Annotated in this window: 16 protein-coding genes; 8 read left to right on the plus strand and 8 right to left on the minus strand. The window is 49.9% G+C overall.

All coding sequences use genetic code 11. The features are described 5' to 3' along the window. Positions 1-160: 160 nt before the first annotated feature. From JUB14_RS16455 to JUB14_RS16465, 3 genes are all read left to right on the plus strand, one after another. Positions 161-1,300: a cystathionine gamma-synthase gene (locus JUB14_RS16455; RefSeq protein WP_207507420.1), complete on the plus strand. Its 1,140-nt coding sequence runs from the start codon at positions 161-163 to the stop codon at positions 1,298-1,300. Between the two features lie 102 nt (positions 1,301-1,402). After that, positions 1,403-1,780 (plus strand): DUF3127 domain-containing protein, encoded by a 378-nt coding sequence (locus JUB14_RS16460; RefSeq protein WP_207507421.1) that lies wholly within the window; start codon positions 1,403-1,405, stop codon positions 1,778-1,780. Positions 1,781-1,902: 122 nt separating this feature from the next. After that, positions 1,903-2,805: a mechanosensitive ion channel family protein gene (locus JUB14_RS16465; RefSeq protein WP_207507422.1), complete on the plus strand. Its 903-nt coding sequence runs from the start codon at positions 1,903-1,905 to the stop codon at positions 2,803-2,805. Positions 2,806-2,851: 46 nt separating this feature from the next. Here the strand turns inward: JUB14_RS16465 and JUB14_RS16470 are convergent, their stop codons facing one another. Further along, on the minus strand, positions 2,852-4,195 hold the full coding sequence (locus JUB14_RS16470) for an APC family permease (RefSeq protein WP_207507423.1): 1,344 nt from the start codon (positions 4,193-4,195) through the stop codon (positions 2,852-2,854). Positions 4,196-4,363: 168 nt separating this feature from the next. Here JUB14_RS16470 and JUB14_RS16475 point away from each other — a divergent pair, with 168 nt between their 5' ends. Continuing rightward, on the plus strand, positions 4,364-5,272 hold the full coding sequence (locus tag JUB14_RS16475; protein ID WP_207507424.1) for a hypothetical protein: 909 nt from the start codon (positions 4,364-4,366) through the stop codon (positions 5,270-5,272). 69 nt (positions 5,273-5,341) lie between these two features. Here the strand turns inward: JUB14_RS16475 and JUB14_RS16480 are convergent, their stop codons facing one another. The 3 genes from JUB14_RS16480 to atpD all read right to left on the minus strand — a co-directional run bounded on the left by JUB14_RS16480 (position 5,342) and on the right by atpD (position 7,879). Further along, the gene (locus JUB14_RS16480; RefSeq protein ID WP_207507425.1) at positions 5,342-5,737 is read right to left on the minus strand and encodes a T9SS type A sorting domain-containing protein; all 396 of its coding nucleotides are present in this window, start codon (positions 5,735-5,737) and stop codon (positions 5,342-5,344) included. 305 nt (positions 5,738-6,042) lie between these two features. Then, positions 6,043-6,285, minus strand: a complete 243-nt coding sequence (gene atpC, locus JUB14_RS16485) for an ATP synthase F1 subunit epsilon (RefSeq protein ID WP_207507426.1) — start codon at positions 6,283-6,285, stop codon at positions 6,043-6,045. 79 nt (positions 6,286-6,364) lie between these two features. Then, positions 6,365-7,879: a F0F1 ATP synthase subunit beta gene (gene atpD, locus JUB14_RS16490; protein WP_207507427.1), complete on the minus strand. Its 1,515-nt coding sequence runs from the start codon at positions 7,877-7,879 to the stop codon at positions 6,365-6,367. Between the two features lie 168 nt (positions 7,880-8,047). Here atpD and JUB14_RS16495 point away from each other — a divergent pair, with 168 nt between their 5' ends. The 4 genes from JUB14_RS16495 (at position 8,048) to JUB14_RS16510 (ending at position 12,833) form a co-directional block, all read left to right on the plus strand. Beyond that, positions 8,048-10,711: a tetratricopeptide repeat protein gene (locus JUB14_RS16495; RefSeq protein ID WP_207507428.1), complete on the plus strand. Its 2,664-nt coding sequence runs from the start codon at positions 8,048-8,050 to the stop codon at positions 10,709-10,711. Positions 10,712-10,742: 31 nt separating this feature from the next. Beyond that, positions 10,743-11,162: a hypothetical protein gene (locus tag JUB14_RS16500; protein ID WP_207507429.1), complete on the plus strand. Its 420-nt coding sequence runs from the start codon at positions 10,743-10,745 to the stop codon at positions 11,160-11,162. A gap of 70 nt (positions 11,163-11,232) precedes the next feature. Continuing rightward, positions 11,233-11,967, plus strand: coding sequence for an ABC transporter ATP-binding protein (locus tag JUB14_RS16505; protein ID WP_207507430.1), 735 nt, complete (start codon positions 11,233-11,235; stop codon positions 11,965-11,967). A 143-nt stretch (positions 11,968-12,110) separates the two neighbouring features. Next, the gene (locus JUB14_RS16510) at positions 12,111-12,833 is read left to right on the plus strand and encodes an RluA family pseudouridine synthase (protein WP_207507431.1); all 723 of its coding nucleotides are present in this window, start codon (positions 12,111-12,113) and stop codon (positions 12,831-12,833) included. Between the two features lie 52 nt (positions 12,834-12,885). On the opposite strand, the gene JUB14_RS16515 is transcribed toward JUB14_RS16510, so the two are convergent. The 4 genes from JUB14_RS16515 to JUB14_RS16530 form a co-directional block, all read right to left on the minus strand. Further along, positions 12,886-13,476 (minus strand): DUF4190 domain-containing protein, encoded by a 591-nt coding sequence (locus JUB14_RS16515; RefSeq protein ID WP_207507432.1) that lies wholly within the window; start codon positions 13,474-13,476, stop codon positions 12,886-12,888. A gap of 155 nt (positions 13,477-13,631) precedes the next feature. Continuing rightward, positions 13,632-14,234: a hypothetical protein gene (locus tag JUB14_RS16520; RefSeq protein WP_207507433.1), complete on the minus strand. Its 603-nt coding sequence runs from the start codon at positions 14,232-14,234 to the stop codon at positions 13,632-13,634. Between the two features lie 164 nt (positions 14,235-14,398). After that, positions 14,399-14,896, minus strand: a complete 498-nt coding sequence (locus tag JUB14_RS16525; protein WP_207507434.1) for a hypothetical protein — start codon at positions 14,894-14,896, stop codon at positions 14,399-14,401. A 313-nt stretch (positions 14,897-15,209) separates the two neighbouring features. After that, positions 15,210-16,769, minus strand: a complete 1,560-nt coding sequence (locus JUB14_RS16530) for a RagB/SusD family nutrient uptake outer membrane protein (RefSeq protein ID WP_207507435.1) — start codon at positions 16,767-16,769, stop codon at positions 15,210-15,212. Positions 16,770-16,796 lie beyond the last annotated feature (27 nt).

The raw sequence follows: 16,796 nt of genomic DNA on the forward strand, positions 1-16,796 counted from the left end.
GAGTACGTGTTTAAGTAGGGCAAAGGAAAGCAGATTCAACCATAACTAAAATCAGTGGGTTAAAAAGCCGGTGAATCAGCTTTTATTTCAACAATCCACCGGACGCGTCTGTTTTAAACGCACAACCATTTTCCAATACTCATACTAATCAAACATATACATGCGATTCGGAACCAAAGCCATACACGCGGGCGTAGAGCCTGATCCTACCACGGGTGCTATCATGACACCCATCTACCAAACCTCTACCTACGTGCAGGAAAGCCCCGGCAAGCACAAAGGCTATGAGTATTCCCGCACCCACAACCCTACGCGTACGGCCCTGCAGAAAGCCCTGGCAGCGCTCGAAAATGGCAACCACGGCCTCTGTTACGCCTCGGGACTGGCCGCTACGGACGCTATACTGAAGCTGTTCCTCCCCGGTGATGAGATCATCAGTACCAACGACCTTTACGGGGGTACCTACAGGATCATGAAGCGAATATTCGAGCCACTGGGCCAGGTGTTCAGCTTTGTGGATATGAGCGATATCTCCAACGTAGAGCGGGCGATTACCGATAAAACCAAAATGATCTGGGTGGAGACGCCCACCAACCCACTGCTCCGCATTATAGATGTGGAAGCCGTAGCTAGGCTGGCCCGCAACCAAGGTATCCTATGCGTGGTAGACAATACCTTCGCCTCTCCCTACCTGCAGAATCCGCTGGATATGGGAGCCGACGTGGTGATGCACTCGGTCACTAAGTACTTGGGTGGCCACTCTGATACAGTGATGGGCGCCCTTGTCCTGAATGATACGGAGCTGGCCCAGCGGCTGGCTTTTATCCAGAATGCCAGCGGAGCCGTACCCGGGCCGCAGGATTGCTTCCTGGTATTACGCGGCCTCAAGACCCTGCACATACGTATGCAGCGCCACTGCGAAAACGCCGGACGCATAGCCCAGTGGCTACAGGATCACCCCAAGGTAGGTAAGGTGTACTACCCCGGCCTCCCCAACCACCCCGGCCATGAGCTGGCCGCCCGTCAGATGCGCGGCTTTGGAGGTATGGTATCCTTTGAGCTCAAAGGCGATGTATACGAGGAGGCCGTGAAGGTGATGGAAAGCCTGGAGGTATTCTCACTGGGCGAGTCACTGGGTGGCGTAGAGTCGCTGTGTACGCACCCAGCTAGTATGACACACGCCAGTATACCGGCAGTGGAGCGCCTGAAAGGTGGACTCAAAGATACCCTGATCCGGCTCAGCGTAGGCATCGAGGATGTAGAGGACCTGATCGGGGATCTGGAAAAAGCAATTGGCTGAGTATTGTCGCCCCGAATACTTGGCGAAGCGTTGCAAAAACCTTAAATTTGGGGTAATCAAACACTACAATCCGTACAGTACTGTACCCTAACACTAGTTTAAATGGAATTATCCGGAAAAGTTATTTCGCTGCTCCCAGAGGTTACTGGCCAGGGAAAAAACGGGACGTGGCGTAAGCAGGAGTTTGTTCTTGAAATTCAGACCCAGTCCCAGTACCCGCGCAAGGTATGTATTACTATGTGGGGCGATAAAATTGACCAGTTCAACCTGAAGGAAGGTGATGATGTCACTGCCTCCATCGATATTGAAAGCCGCGAGTATAACCAGCGGTGGTACACCGAAGTAAAAGCGTGGAAAGTGGAGAAAGCCGGTAGCGGCGGCGGAAGCAGCCGCAGCAACGCGGACTTCTCGGAGTCGGCAGCTCCCCTCCCACCCAGCATGACTTTCTCGGAAGATGAGTCCGATGACTTACCGTTCTAACCAACAAAGAGGAGAGCTTAAGCTCTCCTCTTTTGCTTTTGCTCCCCAGGCAGATTGCCCCTGATCTACCAAACCTTTCATATCTCAGCAGGTTATACTAAGAGGTCCACACCTTTTCTGCTATGGATATAAATAAAGCAATAGACTTACTTTCAGATAAATTATACAATTGGGTAAAGGAGCTGATTCGACTCCTGCCCAATATTGCTTTGGCCGCCCTGATACTGGTAGTAGGGTTCTTTATTGCTAAGTATGTCAGGCGACTGGCACTTCGGCTTATTCAGCGGGTCTCCTCCCACGCCACTGTCAACGCTCTTTTTGGCTCACTGATTTACACCATTTTTATTGGGGTCGTTATATTCATCGCGCTGAGCATCCTCAACCTGGACAAAGCCGTGACGTCCATTCTGGCCGGAGCCGGTATCGCGGGTATAGCGCTGGCCTTTGCCTTTCAGGATATCGCCGCCAACTTCATGTCAGGTATATTCCTGTCGTTCCGCCATCCGCTGCGAGTGGGTGATCTGGTCAAGACCAACGACTACTTTGGTGTAGTTATCGAAATCAACCTTCGGGATACCGTGCTGCGAACCCTGCAGGGGCAGCGGGTTATTATTCCTAACAAAGAAGTATTTCAGAACTCTATCGAAAACTTCACCACCCTGGGAAGGCGCCGGATGGACCTGACGGTAGGAGTATCATACGGAGATGACCTTCGTAAAGTAAAAGATATAACCATTCGGGCGGTAGAGCAGGTTAGTGTCCGCGATACCAATGAGGAAGTCACTTTCTTTTTTGAAGAGTTTGGGGATAGCTCCATCAACTTTAGCCTACGTATCTGGCTTAATGCGGCCGATCAGCCTACCTACCTGAAAGGACGTCACGAAGCCATCATGTACATCAAGGAGGCTTACGACCAGAACGACATTATGATACCATTCCCAATCCGGACGCTGGACTTCGGCATCAAGGGCGGTGAAAAGCTCTCAGAAATGGATGTGCGCGTGTTGAATGATGCCAATAAGTAGTCTGGCTCCAGCTTTACTACTTATATAGTACTTTGGGGCTGGTACTCTAGTCCCTGTTCAGGCGACGTATCACCAGAAACAGCGGGTAGCTTATAACCATAAAGAGCAGCGCGTACTGGCTGCTGGACATATCCTGTACTACAACGCCTATCAGGAAAGCAATGGAAGCAATCAGCATCACGATCGGGAGTACCGGGTAGGCCGGTACCTTCCACGGGCGCGGCAGTTCGGGCTCTTTCCGGCGCAGCGCCAGCAGCGAAGCAAACCCCGAAGTATGCCCCAGCACAAAGAAGAAGGTAGCGATATCGGAAAGCTTCTCAGTGGCTTCCTTGCCGATCAGTATCAGGAGAATAGCCAGTGCGGCCGTCAGCGGCATGGCCAGGGCTGGTGTACCTCCCCGGTTGACGCGCGTTCCGGCCCTTAGAAACAGACCGTCGCGGCTCATGGAGTACAGCACCCGCGGGTTAAAGAGTAGCTGAGCGTTGACAATACCCAGGATTGATATCATAAGGAACAGTGTCACGATCTTACCCGAACTTTCACCAAATATAAGACCTATAGCATCCGCCGCGGCCAGCTTCGACTGAGCCAGCTGATCCATCGGCATGATGTACAGGATTGCGGCATTACAAAGCAGATAGATCACAATGATCAGCAACACGCCACCAATCATGGAGCGGGGCAGGTTACGGGAAGGATCACGGTCTTCTTCGGTAAAATAAGCGGCCGTATGCCAGCCGTCGTAGGTATAAAAAACTGCCTGCAGGGAGAAGATCAAAGGCCCCAGCCAGCTACCTGTCTCAGCAATCTGGCTGGTAGTAGCCAACGCATCGGCAGTTGATACCTCCTGGCCGTAGATATAGCAAATAGCTACAAAAGCAAATAGCCCCACTGCTTTCAAAAAGCTCATCACATTCTGGAAGTTACTGGCCAGCGCCAGTCCCAGCCAGTGCACCGCTGTTAAAGTCAGCAAAAGTCCCACGGCTACGTACGGTTCCTGGCCTTCCAGTCCGGGCAGCAACAGCGCCATGTACTCGCTCATGGTGTACACGCCAAAGCCCAGTGCCGCACAAGTACCCAGCCAGCTATTGATGCCTACTACAAAACCTGCGTAATTACCAAATGCCCGCTGCGCATACACGTACCAGGCTCCTGCTTTGGGCACCGAAGTACCTAGTTCGATGGTACAAAGGGTACCCAGGAAAGCATATACACTCACCGCCAGCCATACGCCCATGATCAGCCAGGCATCACCCAACTGCTCCGCTATGGGTCCCGGCTTACGCAGGATACCCGTACCGATGGTACCTCCAATAGTTACGGCTATGCCGAATCCAACGCCTAGTATTTTTAAGAGCTCATTGCGGGGAGTAGTAGAAGCTGGCTGCATGCAGGAGAATTAGTAGGTTAGCCCAAACCGAAAGTACCGAAACTTTTGAATACCCGGGCAGGCAGAATGGATATTTTTAGAAGGAAACCGTAACTTACTCCATTCAACTGTCGCCAATTGTTACTACCCTTTACAGTAGCCCTTATATCGCCTGGGCCTTTTACAACTATGAAATGTTCGCTCGCTATCTTAGGGCTGGGGCTGCTTACCTCCTGCCAGTACATCAATGACTCCGGCTACTCACCCGCTCAACCCTTCCGCGATTACTGGTACAACGGTAAGGCCGAGATAAGCCGGTACAGTCTTCAGCAAGTACAATATGGCGCGCACAACCCGGGGGAGGCGGTACTTATATTTGTTACCGAAGACTTCCTGACCGACAAGCAGGTCAAGCTCGAATCCGAAGACAATGACGGTGACGCTACTTCTGTTCTGAAGCTCAACAGCATCCGACGCTTCGTTACGGGTATTTACGACTACTCTCTGTATACCTCCGTGTTCACACCCGTTAATACCGGTGATTTCAGACATAGCCTCAAAATAACCATGTCGGCTCAGGACTGGTGCGGACAGACCTACACGCAGCTTAACCGCCGGGGTAAGGGGTATGAGGTAATGAGGCGGTCGTATTTTGAGAAGAACGTAGAAGAAGATTACGGCATCAATGATGCCTGGCTGGAAGATGAGATCTGGACCCGCCTGCGCTTCGCGCCGGAGAGCTTACCCATAGGCGATACCGAAGCAGTACCTGCCGCCTACGCCGCCCGCCTTACTGACCAGCCCCTTGAACCCCAACCTGCCATCGGTTCCATGACTGCCTATAAGGGTACTATCTTCAAAGGGAAAGCGCTGAACGTGTATTCATTGCTGTATCCTGAATATAATCGTGAGCTTCGTATTGTATTCGAAAAAGCGTTCCCGCACGAAATAGCCGGTTGGGAAGAAACCTATACTTCACGCGGCAAGGTACTTACCACCCGCGCCGTCCGGAGCAGCCTGATCCGCTCCGACTACTGGAAACATAATGCTCCCGCCGACACTACCCTAAGGCAGCAGTTAGGAGTACAGGGATTCTGAATCTATTCATAAATAAAGCCGGGCCACCTGATGGCGGCCCGGCTAATTAAATGATAGGATATAGATGTACTATTGCTCCAGGGCTATTACCTGCTCTCTGGCGGTAGATATAGTTACTTTCTTAGTTATTACTTCTTCGTTAGTGATCATTTCAAAGTAGTAAGTACCGTTCCCCATTTCTTTCAGATCAAACTTACGCTTGTAGTATTCTGTACCTTTTGAAAGTGTTTCCCGGTGCAGTACAGTTCCATTTTCATCCTTGATCAGGATAGTCATACGGGCAGTAGCGCCTTTAACAATGGCTAGATTTACCTTCGATGTATTGGCAATCTGGTACATTCCCATGTTGAAGGACTTAGGCTTCTCTGGACCCAGATACATGTGGTTGTCGGCCTGGCTGATCAATGGCAGTGACAGTGCAAAAGCGAACAGTAAAGTGCGGAATGTTGATAGTACGTTTTTCATGGCTAATAGATGTTTTTTAATGGCTAATTTATTTTTCGTTTCTTGGCTAATACTATTAATCATGAAAAGTCTGTGCCATGTGCCAACCCTTTTCAAAATAATTCCGCCACCCAATATAACACATTGATTATCAGCAGATAATCAATTGAAAAAATATATACAAATTAATGCAACGCTGAAGATAGCGTTCGCTTTCGAACATTTTTGTTCGGTGATGAACAATGCCGTACAGCACTGGCCATGACAAAACAAAAAGAGGCAGGAACCTGTTGGTTCCTGCCTCTTTCGATAATGCTATTATATACTTACAATATGGCCTCGGCCAATACAAGTACTTTATTGTTCAAGACCTCTACCACTCCGCCATCAATCGTATATACCTGCTTTACAGCACCCGTATCCACTACTACATCTCCACGGCCTAGTGTACTTACCAGTGGAGCGTGGCTGTTAAGGACCTGAAATTGCCCTTCAGTACCCGGGAAGGTAACGGCTGTCGCCTCGCCGGCAAATACTTTCTTATCGGGGGTGATTATTTCTAAGTTCATACTTTTTTAGCTATTAGGGTTAGCTACCGGGCAATACCTGCGCTGAGGCTTTACTGACCGATAGCTAATTTCTGTCTTTTTATCGCGCTGCTTCGGAAAGCATTTTCTCTCCTTTGGCAACGGCATCCTCGATAGTACCTACCAGGTTGAAAGCCATTTCAGGGAGGTGATCCAGCTCACCATTCATGATCATATTAAAGCCTTTGATAGTATCGTTGATATCTACCAGTACTCCTTTAAGACCTGTAAACTGCTCAGCCACGAAGAAAGGCTGTGACAGGAAGCGCTCCACACGACGAGCCCGTGTTACTACCAGTTTATCCTCTTCTGAAAGTTCTTCCATACCTAGGATGGCGATGATATCCTGAAGCTCTTTGTAACGCTGCAGAATGTTCTTCACGTTCTGTGCGCAATCATAGTGAGCATCACCCAGCGTTTCGGCTGAAAGGATACGTGAAGTAGAGTCCAGAGGATCCACCGCAGGATAGATACCTTTCTCAGATACTTTACGGCTAAGTACCGTAGTAGCGTCAAGGTGAGCAAAGGTAGTAGCCGGAGCAGGGTCAGTCAAGTCATCAGCAGGTACATATACCGCCTGTACCGATGTAATAGAACCACGCTTGGTAGAAGTAATACGCTCCTGCATGGAACCCATCTCCGTAGCCAGTGTAGGCTGGTAACCTACTGCCGAAGGCATACGTCCCAAAAGGGCCGATACCTCAGAACCTGCCTGGGTAAAACGGAAGATATTATCAATGAAGAAAAGTATATCGCGTCCCTGTCCCTGTCCGTCCCCATCACGGAAGTACTCCGCTACGGTAAGACCTGACAGCGCCACACGGGCACGGGCTCCGGGAGGTTCGTTCATCTGACCAAACACAAAGGTAGCCTGTGACTCTTTCAGTTCTTCATAATCAACTTTGGAAAGATCCCAGCCGCCGTTCTCCATGCTGTGCTTGAAGTTTTCGCCGTACTTGATGATACCTGCCTCGATCATTTCACGCAGCAGGTCATTTCCTTCGCGGGTACGCTCACCTACCCCGGCAAATACCGACAGACCGGCATATGCCTTCGCGATGTTATTGATCAGTTCCTGGATCAGTACGGTCTTTCCTACACCCGCACCACCAAACAAACCAATCTTACCACCTTTTACGTAAGGGGCCAGCAGGTCAATTACCTTGATACCTGTAAAAAGGATCTCTGTACCGGTAGCGAGGTCCTCAAAACGGGGAGCTGCCCGGTGAATAGACATTCCATTGGATTTATCTACTACCTGAAGACCATCAATGGCATCACCTACTACGTTGAAAAGACGGCCTTTGATCTCCTCACCGATCGGCATTCTGATAGGTGAGCCATATGATTTTACTTCCATGCCGCGCTGCAGACCTTCGGTACCATCCATCGCGATCGTACGAACGCGATCTTCACCCAGGTGCTGCTGACATTCGAGTATTACTTTTTGACCATTCGGTTTTACGACTTCCAACGCATCGAGAATAGCTGGGATGCGCTCGCTGTCTTCAAACGATACGTCTACCACTGGACCAATTACCTGCGTAATTTTTCCTATGTTTGTCGCGTTTGCCATTGTGAGATATGATTATCGTCAAGTTGTTAATTCAAGGCCGCAAAATTACAATATAATTTGGTCAGTACCAATAGATGACCCATTCATTTATTGGATATTTCTGGGAAAAAAGGGCTATTTTGACGAAAAGAGTATTGAAGTTTTTTAGAATGGCGACGTTTAGTATTTATGAGACAATTATTTTTTCAGAGAGACTGGAACACCAACGAACTTCGCAGCGCCCTGGGAGCGCTCAGTATACTGGTTCTGGGTCTTATTTTTTTTAGCATAAAAATTATTGATCCGCTCGCTAATGCAACCCGTTGGGATGTGCTCAGCGAGCTTTCGGAGGTGTCGACCGCGGTGGATGTCCTGCGCCTGGAGAACTGGCAGTACGGCGTATCGGTCCCCTCTTATTTGGTCACGGAGCAGTTTGTTGCTTCTACCATGGAAGTAGACTTCCTGTCGGTTTGGATGCTGCTGGGGCTGGGGCTGGCTGGTCTGTCCCTGATCCTGGCTGGCCTCACTACACTACCGCGCTTCTGGTACCTGGGATCTATGGTGGCCTTTATCCTGCTGCTGGGGGCCACCCAAACCGAGACGCTGGGCATATTCGGCGAAGGCAACCGTACCTTTTTTATACTGGCGCTGGTATTATATGCCGGCCTTAGTTATTACCTGCACGCTTTCCGGACCGATGTAGCCGTAGGCTTTCGTATTCTTGCTTTCTGGGCGGTTTCGGCGGGACTGGCAGGGCTGGCAGCTTTTACCTCTACCGTCCCTCATCCTGAACTCACCGCCGCTGCCTACTCTATCCCCCTGTGGCTGGTACTATCAGTGCTGTTTCTGCTCATCTCAGCTACCGAGATCATGGCCGGACTGGTATGGCTTAGTACCAGTGCCAAGGTAGGTATGGGGCGCTCATCACTAACTAATTTTCTGGTTATAGCTGTCCTGTATCTTCTGTACCTGCTCCTGCTATTTCTGCGCAACACCCGCCAGCTCGACTGGGACATCTCCCTGGTGAGTCCGGCGGTACTGGCCATCATAGCCGGTATACTAGGCATATGGGGGTTCAGCGCCCGCAGCGAGTCTACCAACGGAGTGGTGTACTACCGCGAGGCTGGCTTCTGGATATACATAGGACTGTTTATTATTACTGCGGCTTTTGCGGGCTATGCGGCGGCCATGGCCAATGACCCCCTGCTGGAAGTACTGGAAGACGTAATTGTAAACGGTCAGCTCGCGATGAGTGCTGTTTTTCTATTCTATATACTAGCCAACTTTCTGCCGCTGTTCCAGCAGGGGCTGGCGGTACATAAGGTACTTTATAAGCCTCTCCGGTTTGGCCTTACCCAGACCCGTCTGATAGGTTTTGTTGGTTTCATAATTTTGATATCAACCCAGACGCTGCTCCCCATCTATCAGGCAGTAGCCGGGTACTTCAATGGACTCGGTGATCTCTATACCACTACCCGCGAATACACCCTGGCCGAGCAGTACTACAAAATGGCGCTGCAACAGGAGTTCCAGAACCATAAGTCCAACTACGCGCTGGCTTCGCTGGCTCTGCGGCAGGGTGACCGCACCGCCGCGGCTTTCTATTTCCGCCAGGCCACGCTCAAGAACCCATCCCCGCAGGCCTACGTAGGACTTGGTAATGTACTGGTACAGGAAAACTTATTCTTTGACGCTGTATTCAGCCTACGTGAAGGTGTCACCGCCTTCCCGGAAAGCGGCGAACTGCTCAACAACCTGGGTATGCTCTACTCCCGTACCAACGTAGCTGACTCCGCCTACCTGTACCTCGAACAGGCGGAACGTACGGCTCTGCGCCGGGAAGTACCTGCCACCAACCTGCTGGCCATCTGGGCCCGCAATGCCGACGCCTCCCTGCTGGACTCGCTGACGCAGCAGCAGGATGAGCGGGACTATACCTCCTGGCAGGCCAACTGGCTGGCGGTACAGAACCTCCGTCAGAACTTTACAGATCGTAGCTTCCGGAACCAGGCCATTCCGGCTGACTCGCTCCTGAGTGTTTCGGGGCTGGCCTATGTATACAATTACGCCCTCAATCAGGCACGGCAGGATAGTTTGCTGACACAACTGGCTCCCAAGCTGGCGGATAAGAACCCCTTCCTGGCAGATGACTTGCTACTGGCCTCACTTTACGCCGAATTCTACAGCGGCAATAAGCTACGGGCTCTGGAAATCATGAATGCCTGGGTTGAGGAAGGAGGAGAGAAAGAACCGCTCTACCGCAAAATACTTGGGCACTGGTACCTCCAGCTAGGCTTGTATGACATGGCTATTGAGGAGCTGTCGCTGGTCAAAGGGCCGGAAGGACTACTGGGACAAGCTCTAGCACAGGCCTTATCGGGGAAGGTAGCCGCAGCAGCAATCCTGCTCGAGAGACTGAAGGAAGAAGGGGCTGGCACGACGGTGCAGGCTCTGCAGAACAGCCTGTCCGAAGGCATGAAGCAGATCACTATTACGGACTCCCTCCTGGCTACTGCCCAGACCCAGCCTTCACCCGCGACCTTTCAGAAGGCTCTGCGCTCTAACCCACTGAACGCAGATGTCGTAGTAGCGGCGTCTAACTATTTCAGACAACAAAAGCAATCCACAAAAGCTTATCAGATAGTAGTGGACGCCCTGCGATTCAACGATAGCTCATCCCGAATATGGGAGCAGTACGCGCTGCTAAGCCTGGATCAGGGCCTGCTTCAACAGGCCGAAGAGGGGGCCGCCAAGGTACAGACGTACGCGTCGCCTTCCGATTATCAGGCCTTTAACGAACGCTATCAGCCCAGGAAGGCGCTTATCGAAAAACAGCGCGAGGAGTTTCAATGATTTTTTATTTTTGATCTGACCAGTACTATCTATGACTGTGCACTGGAAAACCAACGGCTGGCAAAGTGAATACCGGTTATTCCGGGAGAAGACCATTGTCGGAATCCTGAAGAAGAACTTCTGGGGGACCAATGCCTACGGTGAATACCACGGACACCTGCTGCGCTTTCAGACCCGCGGGCTCTGGAATCCTGTCACCCGCATACTGGATATAGAAGGAACGCGGGAACTGGGAAAAATCGAATGTAATACCTGGAGAACCACGGCTCGTATTACCTACGAAGACCAGACCTTTGAATGGAAACGGGCTTCGTGGAGTAGTCGCTGGTCAGTTTCCAATGAAGAAGAGCAGGTAAACTATCAGCAGCAGGGATTTCTGGAAAAACAAGGAGTGATTGAGTACGAATGGGCCAGTCCGGCCATTATACTGTGTGGCCTGTTTATATCATAACTCCTGATGCAGAGTAGTAGCCTTACGGCCAATTGACCCGTTGAACGTCCTTAATTCTAAGCATGATCTTATGAAAATCATTGAAACCAGTAATATCTCCAAGCGCTATGTGATGGGAACGGAGGTAATCGAAGCCCTCAAGTCCGTAAGTATAGCAGTCAGTAAAGGAGAGTATGTGGCCTTCATGGGACCATCCGGCTCGGGCAAATCTACCCTGATGAATATCATTGGCTGCCTCGATACCCCTACCTCAGGCCGCTACATTCTGAACAGTAAGGATGTGAGCGATATGAGCGAAAACGAGTTGGCCGAGATCCGCAACAAGGAGATTGGCTTTGTGTTCCAGACCTTTAACCTGCTCCCACGCATGTCGTCGCTGGAAAACGTGGCTCTGCCGCTCATCTACGCTGGCTACAATAAGGCCGAACGTACCGAAAAAGCCATGCTGGCCCTGCGGAATGTAGGCCTTGACAATCGCGCCGGCCATAAGCCCAATGAGCTATCGGGGGGACAGCGGCAACGCGTGGCCATAGCCCGGGCCCTGGTCAATGATCCGAGTATATTACTGGCTGATGAACCTACCGGTAACCTGGATACCAAGACGTCCTACGAAATCATGGACCTCTTTGACCAGCTCCATAGCAAGGGCAACACCATCGTGATGGTTACACACGAAGAAGATATAGCCCGCTACGCGCACCGCATCATCCGTCTGCGTGATGGTCTTATTGAGTCTGATACCATCAATCCTACTCCTACAAAGGTGGAGCATCTGGCCAAAGAAACCCGCGAACAAGATCACTAGCAACTCTTGTTCATAAACTTAGCCGTATCAAAACCTGTTTTCTTCAAAATCTTCCGAACTTTGCCCGGAAGATTTTTTGTTTTGTTTGAATCTGCCACCGTACATCCGGGTCGGCCTCTCTCTTTATTATTTATTAATAGTTTATGAAAATCAATTTTTCGGATATAATACTCTTCGAAAACGACGACTTCCTGCTTGTCAACAAACCACCTCACCTGGCTACTCTAGACGAACGTACCGCCGACCGGGGCGGCAGTGTACTTCGCCTGGCCAAAGAGTACCACCCCGACCTGCAGGCGGCCCACCGGCTCGATAAGGAAACCTCCGGCGTGCTGGCCTTTGCCAAGCACCCCGAAGCCTACCGGCACCTGTCGATGCAGTTTGAGCACCGCGAGGTGACCAAGCGCTACCATGCCGTTGCCAACGGTATCCACGACCTGGACAGCATCTCAGTATACCTGCCCATACTACCCCTGAAAAACGGTACTGCCGTGAAGATTGATAAGATTAACGGTAAGGTAGCCGAAACTATCTTTAACACCCTAAAGGTATACCGGGGCTATACGCTGGTGGAGTGTATTCCTATTACCGGCCGTATGCACCAGATCCGTATCCACCTGTCGTGTCTGAACGCGTCTATCGTCAACGATCCGCAGTACGGTGGGAAGCCTATCTACCTGTCAAGCATAAAGCGTAAATTCAACCTGAAGAAAGAGACCGAAGAGCAGCCTCTTATCCAAAGGGTAGCGCTGCACGCTTATTCCCTTTCGTTCGCGCTAATGGATGGTGAACCCGTACGGATTGAGGCTCCGTACCCAAAGGACTTTGACGTGTTGGTAAAACAGCTGGATAAATTCGGGGTATAACCAAGAAGAGCGGGGCCAGGCCCCGCTCTTCTTGGTTATACTCATAGCTATATTATGCAAATCCAAAGGCAGCAATAGCGTATATAGCCAGCAGAAGGAAAAGAATTACAGCACTGCCAAAGATAAGGCCGAGCAGAGCAGCCGCCTTGGACGACCGGGGTGATTCTCCTTTTCTTATCTGACTTAATCCTACAATACCTAGTATCAGTCCTGCTATACCAAATAGTATGGCTATACCAGGTACAATTCCAGTAATTAACATGACTAGTCCCAGCGCGCCAAATATCAGGGATAGACGAGGTACCGTTTTAGACTGTCCGTCAGCCTTTGCTTCTCTGGGTGCTGTGGCTTTACTTATTTTCTTTTCCAGCTTTCCGGCGAGCATCCGCTCCTTCCAGCTTAACTTCGCAGGTGCCGTTTCAACCTTATGGACCTCCTTGATGGCCTCAACAGGAATAGCGGCGGAAGCATTATCAAAGGCAATCACTGATTCCACACCTTCGACAGCCGAAGCCACGGCCACGTCACCTGGTATAACTGAAACCTCTTCCACGGTACCTACTGGTTGTGTTGCCGACGCCGTGCTTGATGAAGGTTGAATCTGCTTTTTGCTCTTATAGCTCTCAAACTGAGGTTTACTCATCTGAGGATACTGGTGCTTTTGGCAAGCAGAAATGATACTGATTAGAACGAGGAGTAGTAGAGTTGTTTGCTTCATGACAAAAAGTTAAATAAAAATAAGAGGTTATAGGATAATCATTAAATGGTTACATACCCTATTCATAACACCTAGAGCAATTAAGATGCCGCATAGGCAATGAAGAAGGTCAGATAAAAAAGAAAAATAAGGACCAGTATACTATTAAATAATAAGCCCACCAATGCCCATCCTTTCGACGAGTGCGCGATCTTTCCTTTCTTTACCTTCACCAGTCCCACCACACTCAGTATAAAGCCCACTATTCCTATCAATAGCGCGATGAGTTTTATTCCTGCAATGAATAACCCCAATCCTATAATCCCCAAAATAAGTGATAGTACGGAACCTACCTGGGGAGTATTGCTCGTCTTTGCCCTTACGCTGTTTGATTTTACAGAGTAGTTCAGCTTCTCTTCAACCACTCTGGGTATGAGTCGTTCTTTTCGGACTGAAGGCTTATGAGCTGTGTAATATTTACTATCAGGCGCAGCAGGAATGCTTCTTTCGGCAAATCTCTCTCCTGCCAATGTTACTATGCCTTCATCGGTAGAAGCCATGATTGGATCAGCTACCACAACGGAGGATGTAGCCACGGGATCCGCTACCACGGGAACTGCTACTGTAGTAGGCTGCTCGTCTGCCGAAGACGGATTATTACTTCTACCTGGTTGATAACTCCAAAACTGAGGCTTACTGAACATAGGGTACTGAGGCCTCTGACAGGCAGAGAAAATTCCCATGAGAACAATGAAGAACCGTAATCTGTGCATGTTGAGTAGGTATAAACAGGTCCAGGGAGCTTGTCCTGTTTATACAAAAAAAGCGTGAGGCCAGGCCTCACGCTCCTAATATATATTGCTTCAAATTAGAATTTAAAGGCAACCCCAGCATGCAGGGTACTAAATCCGGAACCTAGTTCAGCAAACAGACCCAGATTAGGCTTCATGTAGTATCTGCCCCCTACGTGTGCCAGCAGAGATACACCATTACCGTAGCCACCATAGAAGCCACCGTAATTCACACCACGGTAAGCAAGACCAAGACCAGCATATAGGTCAAATCTTTCATCAGCCATATTTAATAATTCATTGAAGTGGTAAGAGCCACGGGCACCCACGGTAACTACCGACCAGTTGTAGCCAACATAGCTTCTGCCTGAGTATCCACCAAGTACACCTACACTGATGGCATCATGTACACCTACTTCAAAGGATCCGCCAAGACCTATACCGCCGTAGCCATATGTACCTAAGCCAATACCTACATTTAATAATTTATCGCCTTTTTCGAACTGTGCGAATGCAGATTGAGATGCCAGGGTAAACATGGCCATTGCAACAAAAGTCAAGAAAAATTTTTTCATGTGCTATTTAGAATTGTTTGGGTGATTAATTATAGAACAAAGTAAAGCTTTTTTTTTCTGTCCCTAAACAATGTAGCTTGTCAACTTAGCAAATGGTTGGTTAGAGCGTATAAAAACACGTATGAACTGTATAAGAGCCTTCCTATTTAAGCAGTGGAACTGGCGGCAGTTTTATTCTAATGTCCGTCCACCCCTCCCATACACCCGGTTTTAGGAAGGAACAGGTACTGTATAGTTTAGTAGAAGCATAACTAAAAACCGCCCCGGCATGTGTAGTGACCGGGGCGGTTTTTAGTTATTCAGTGGCTATGCACTAGTTATAACCCGGATTCTGTGGTTTCAGATTCGGGTTGTTCAGCATCTCCTGTACACCCAATGGGAACAGGAGGTGCTTCTCAGCCAGTGGCACGTTAGTATTTAGGTTCACGTGGCCCACAAAGTTGTCAAAACCCTTGGTCTTCTCGTTGAATACCTTGCGCAGACGCACCATGTCAAACCAGGTAATGCCTTCGTAAGCAAACTCATACCAACGCTCACGCCATACAGCCTCCCGGAAAGAAGCCTGGGTAAAAGTACCCAACGCAGGAGTAGTCAACTGAGCGCGGTCACGTACTTTCTTGTACGCGTCATATGCTTCCTGCGTAGGAGCACCTAGCTCGTTCTGTGCCTCCGCATAGATCAGTAATACTTCGGCGTAGCGGATCAGCGGTACGTTCAGGTTGTCGTTACGGGTACCGGCTACACCTTCCGCGCCGTTGGCGGTCTGGTTAAAATGCTTGAACACATAGGGAGCACCCAGCTCAAAACGGGTACCGTTACCATTGGTAAAGTAGGTGGTATAGAACCAGCCTTCCTGATCCTTGGTACGCAGGTCGCCCGCTTCATACGAGTTGTAGAACGAAGTAGTGGGCACAGTACTACCTGTACCACCCGGTCCGGCAAATGTTACGGGCTTAAAGTTCGGGAAGTAGTTACCCATAGGGTTACCAGCTACCGATGCGTTGTACTGGATCATGAACAGATGCTCGACGCGGTTTTTCAGACTTTCGCGGTGTACATCCTTGTAAGTAGGGAACAGATTGATCTCCGAAGGATTCGCATTGGAATAATCAATCACCTCCTTGGCCTTGTCAGCCGCCAGCTTGTAGTGCGAGGCACCTTTGCTCAGCGGAAAGCCCGCCATGGTCAGGTATACCTTTGAAAGCAGCGCCTTTACCGCCGCCAGATTGGCCCGTCCTGATGGATCCATCCAGGGTAGTCCAGCCTCTTCGGCCGTTTTCAAATCGCTCACAATAAGATTATAAATCTCTTCCTGAGAAGCTCTGGAAGGGAAGAAATCTTCGGAAGTAGCGGTCTGCGGCTTGGTAACCAACGGCGCATCCCCCCACAGGCGAACGATATTAAAATAACTCCAGGCCCGGAGGAAACTGGCTTCACCCAGGATCTTCTTTTTCTGAGCATCAGGCATAGGCGTAATGGGCGGTACTTTTTCCAATACCATGTTGGCATTGGCCACAATGCGGTACAATCCGTTCCAGTAGTTGACGATATGCCCGGTATACCCATCGTACGAAAGCGAGTACAGGTTGTTCAGGTCTGAATTCTGAGCCGTTTCGGTAGTAGCGGTACCGGTTACTGCCTCCAGCATCTGCCAGTTAGACGAAAAGATACCGGCCCCATCTCCGTAAAACCGCAGCCCTGAGTAAGCCGCTGCGATGGCCGCCTCGGCATGGTCTGGAATATTATAGAAGCTTTCCGGCGTAAGGTTAGATGGATCCTTCTCCATCAAAAAGTCATTGCAACTGGTAGGCCCAAGCAGCACAGCCCCACACAGGAGTATCTGACCAGCCTTTTTCAAACTATATAACTTCATATTGAATATTATTTAGAAAATAAATAT

It is taken from the genome of Telluribacter humicola (assembly GCF_017355935.1).
In the GTDB taxonomy this organism is placed as follows: Bacteria; Bacteroidota; Bacteroidia; order Cytophagales; family Spirosomataceae; genus Telluribacter; species Telluribacter humicola.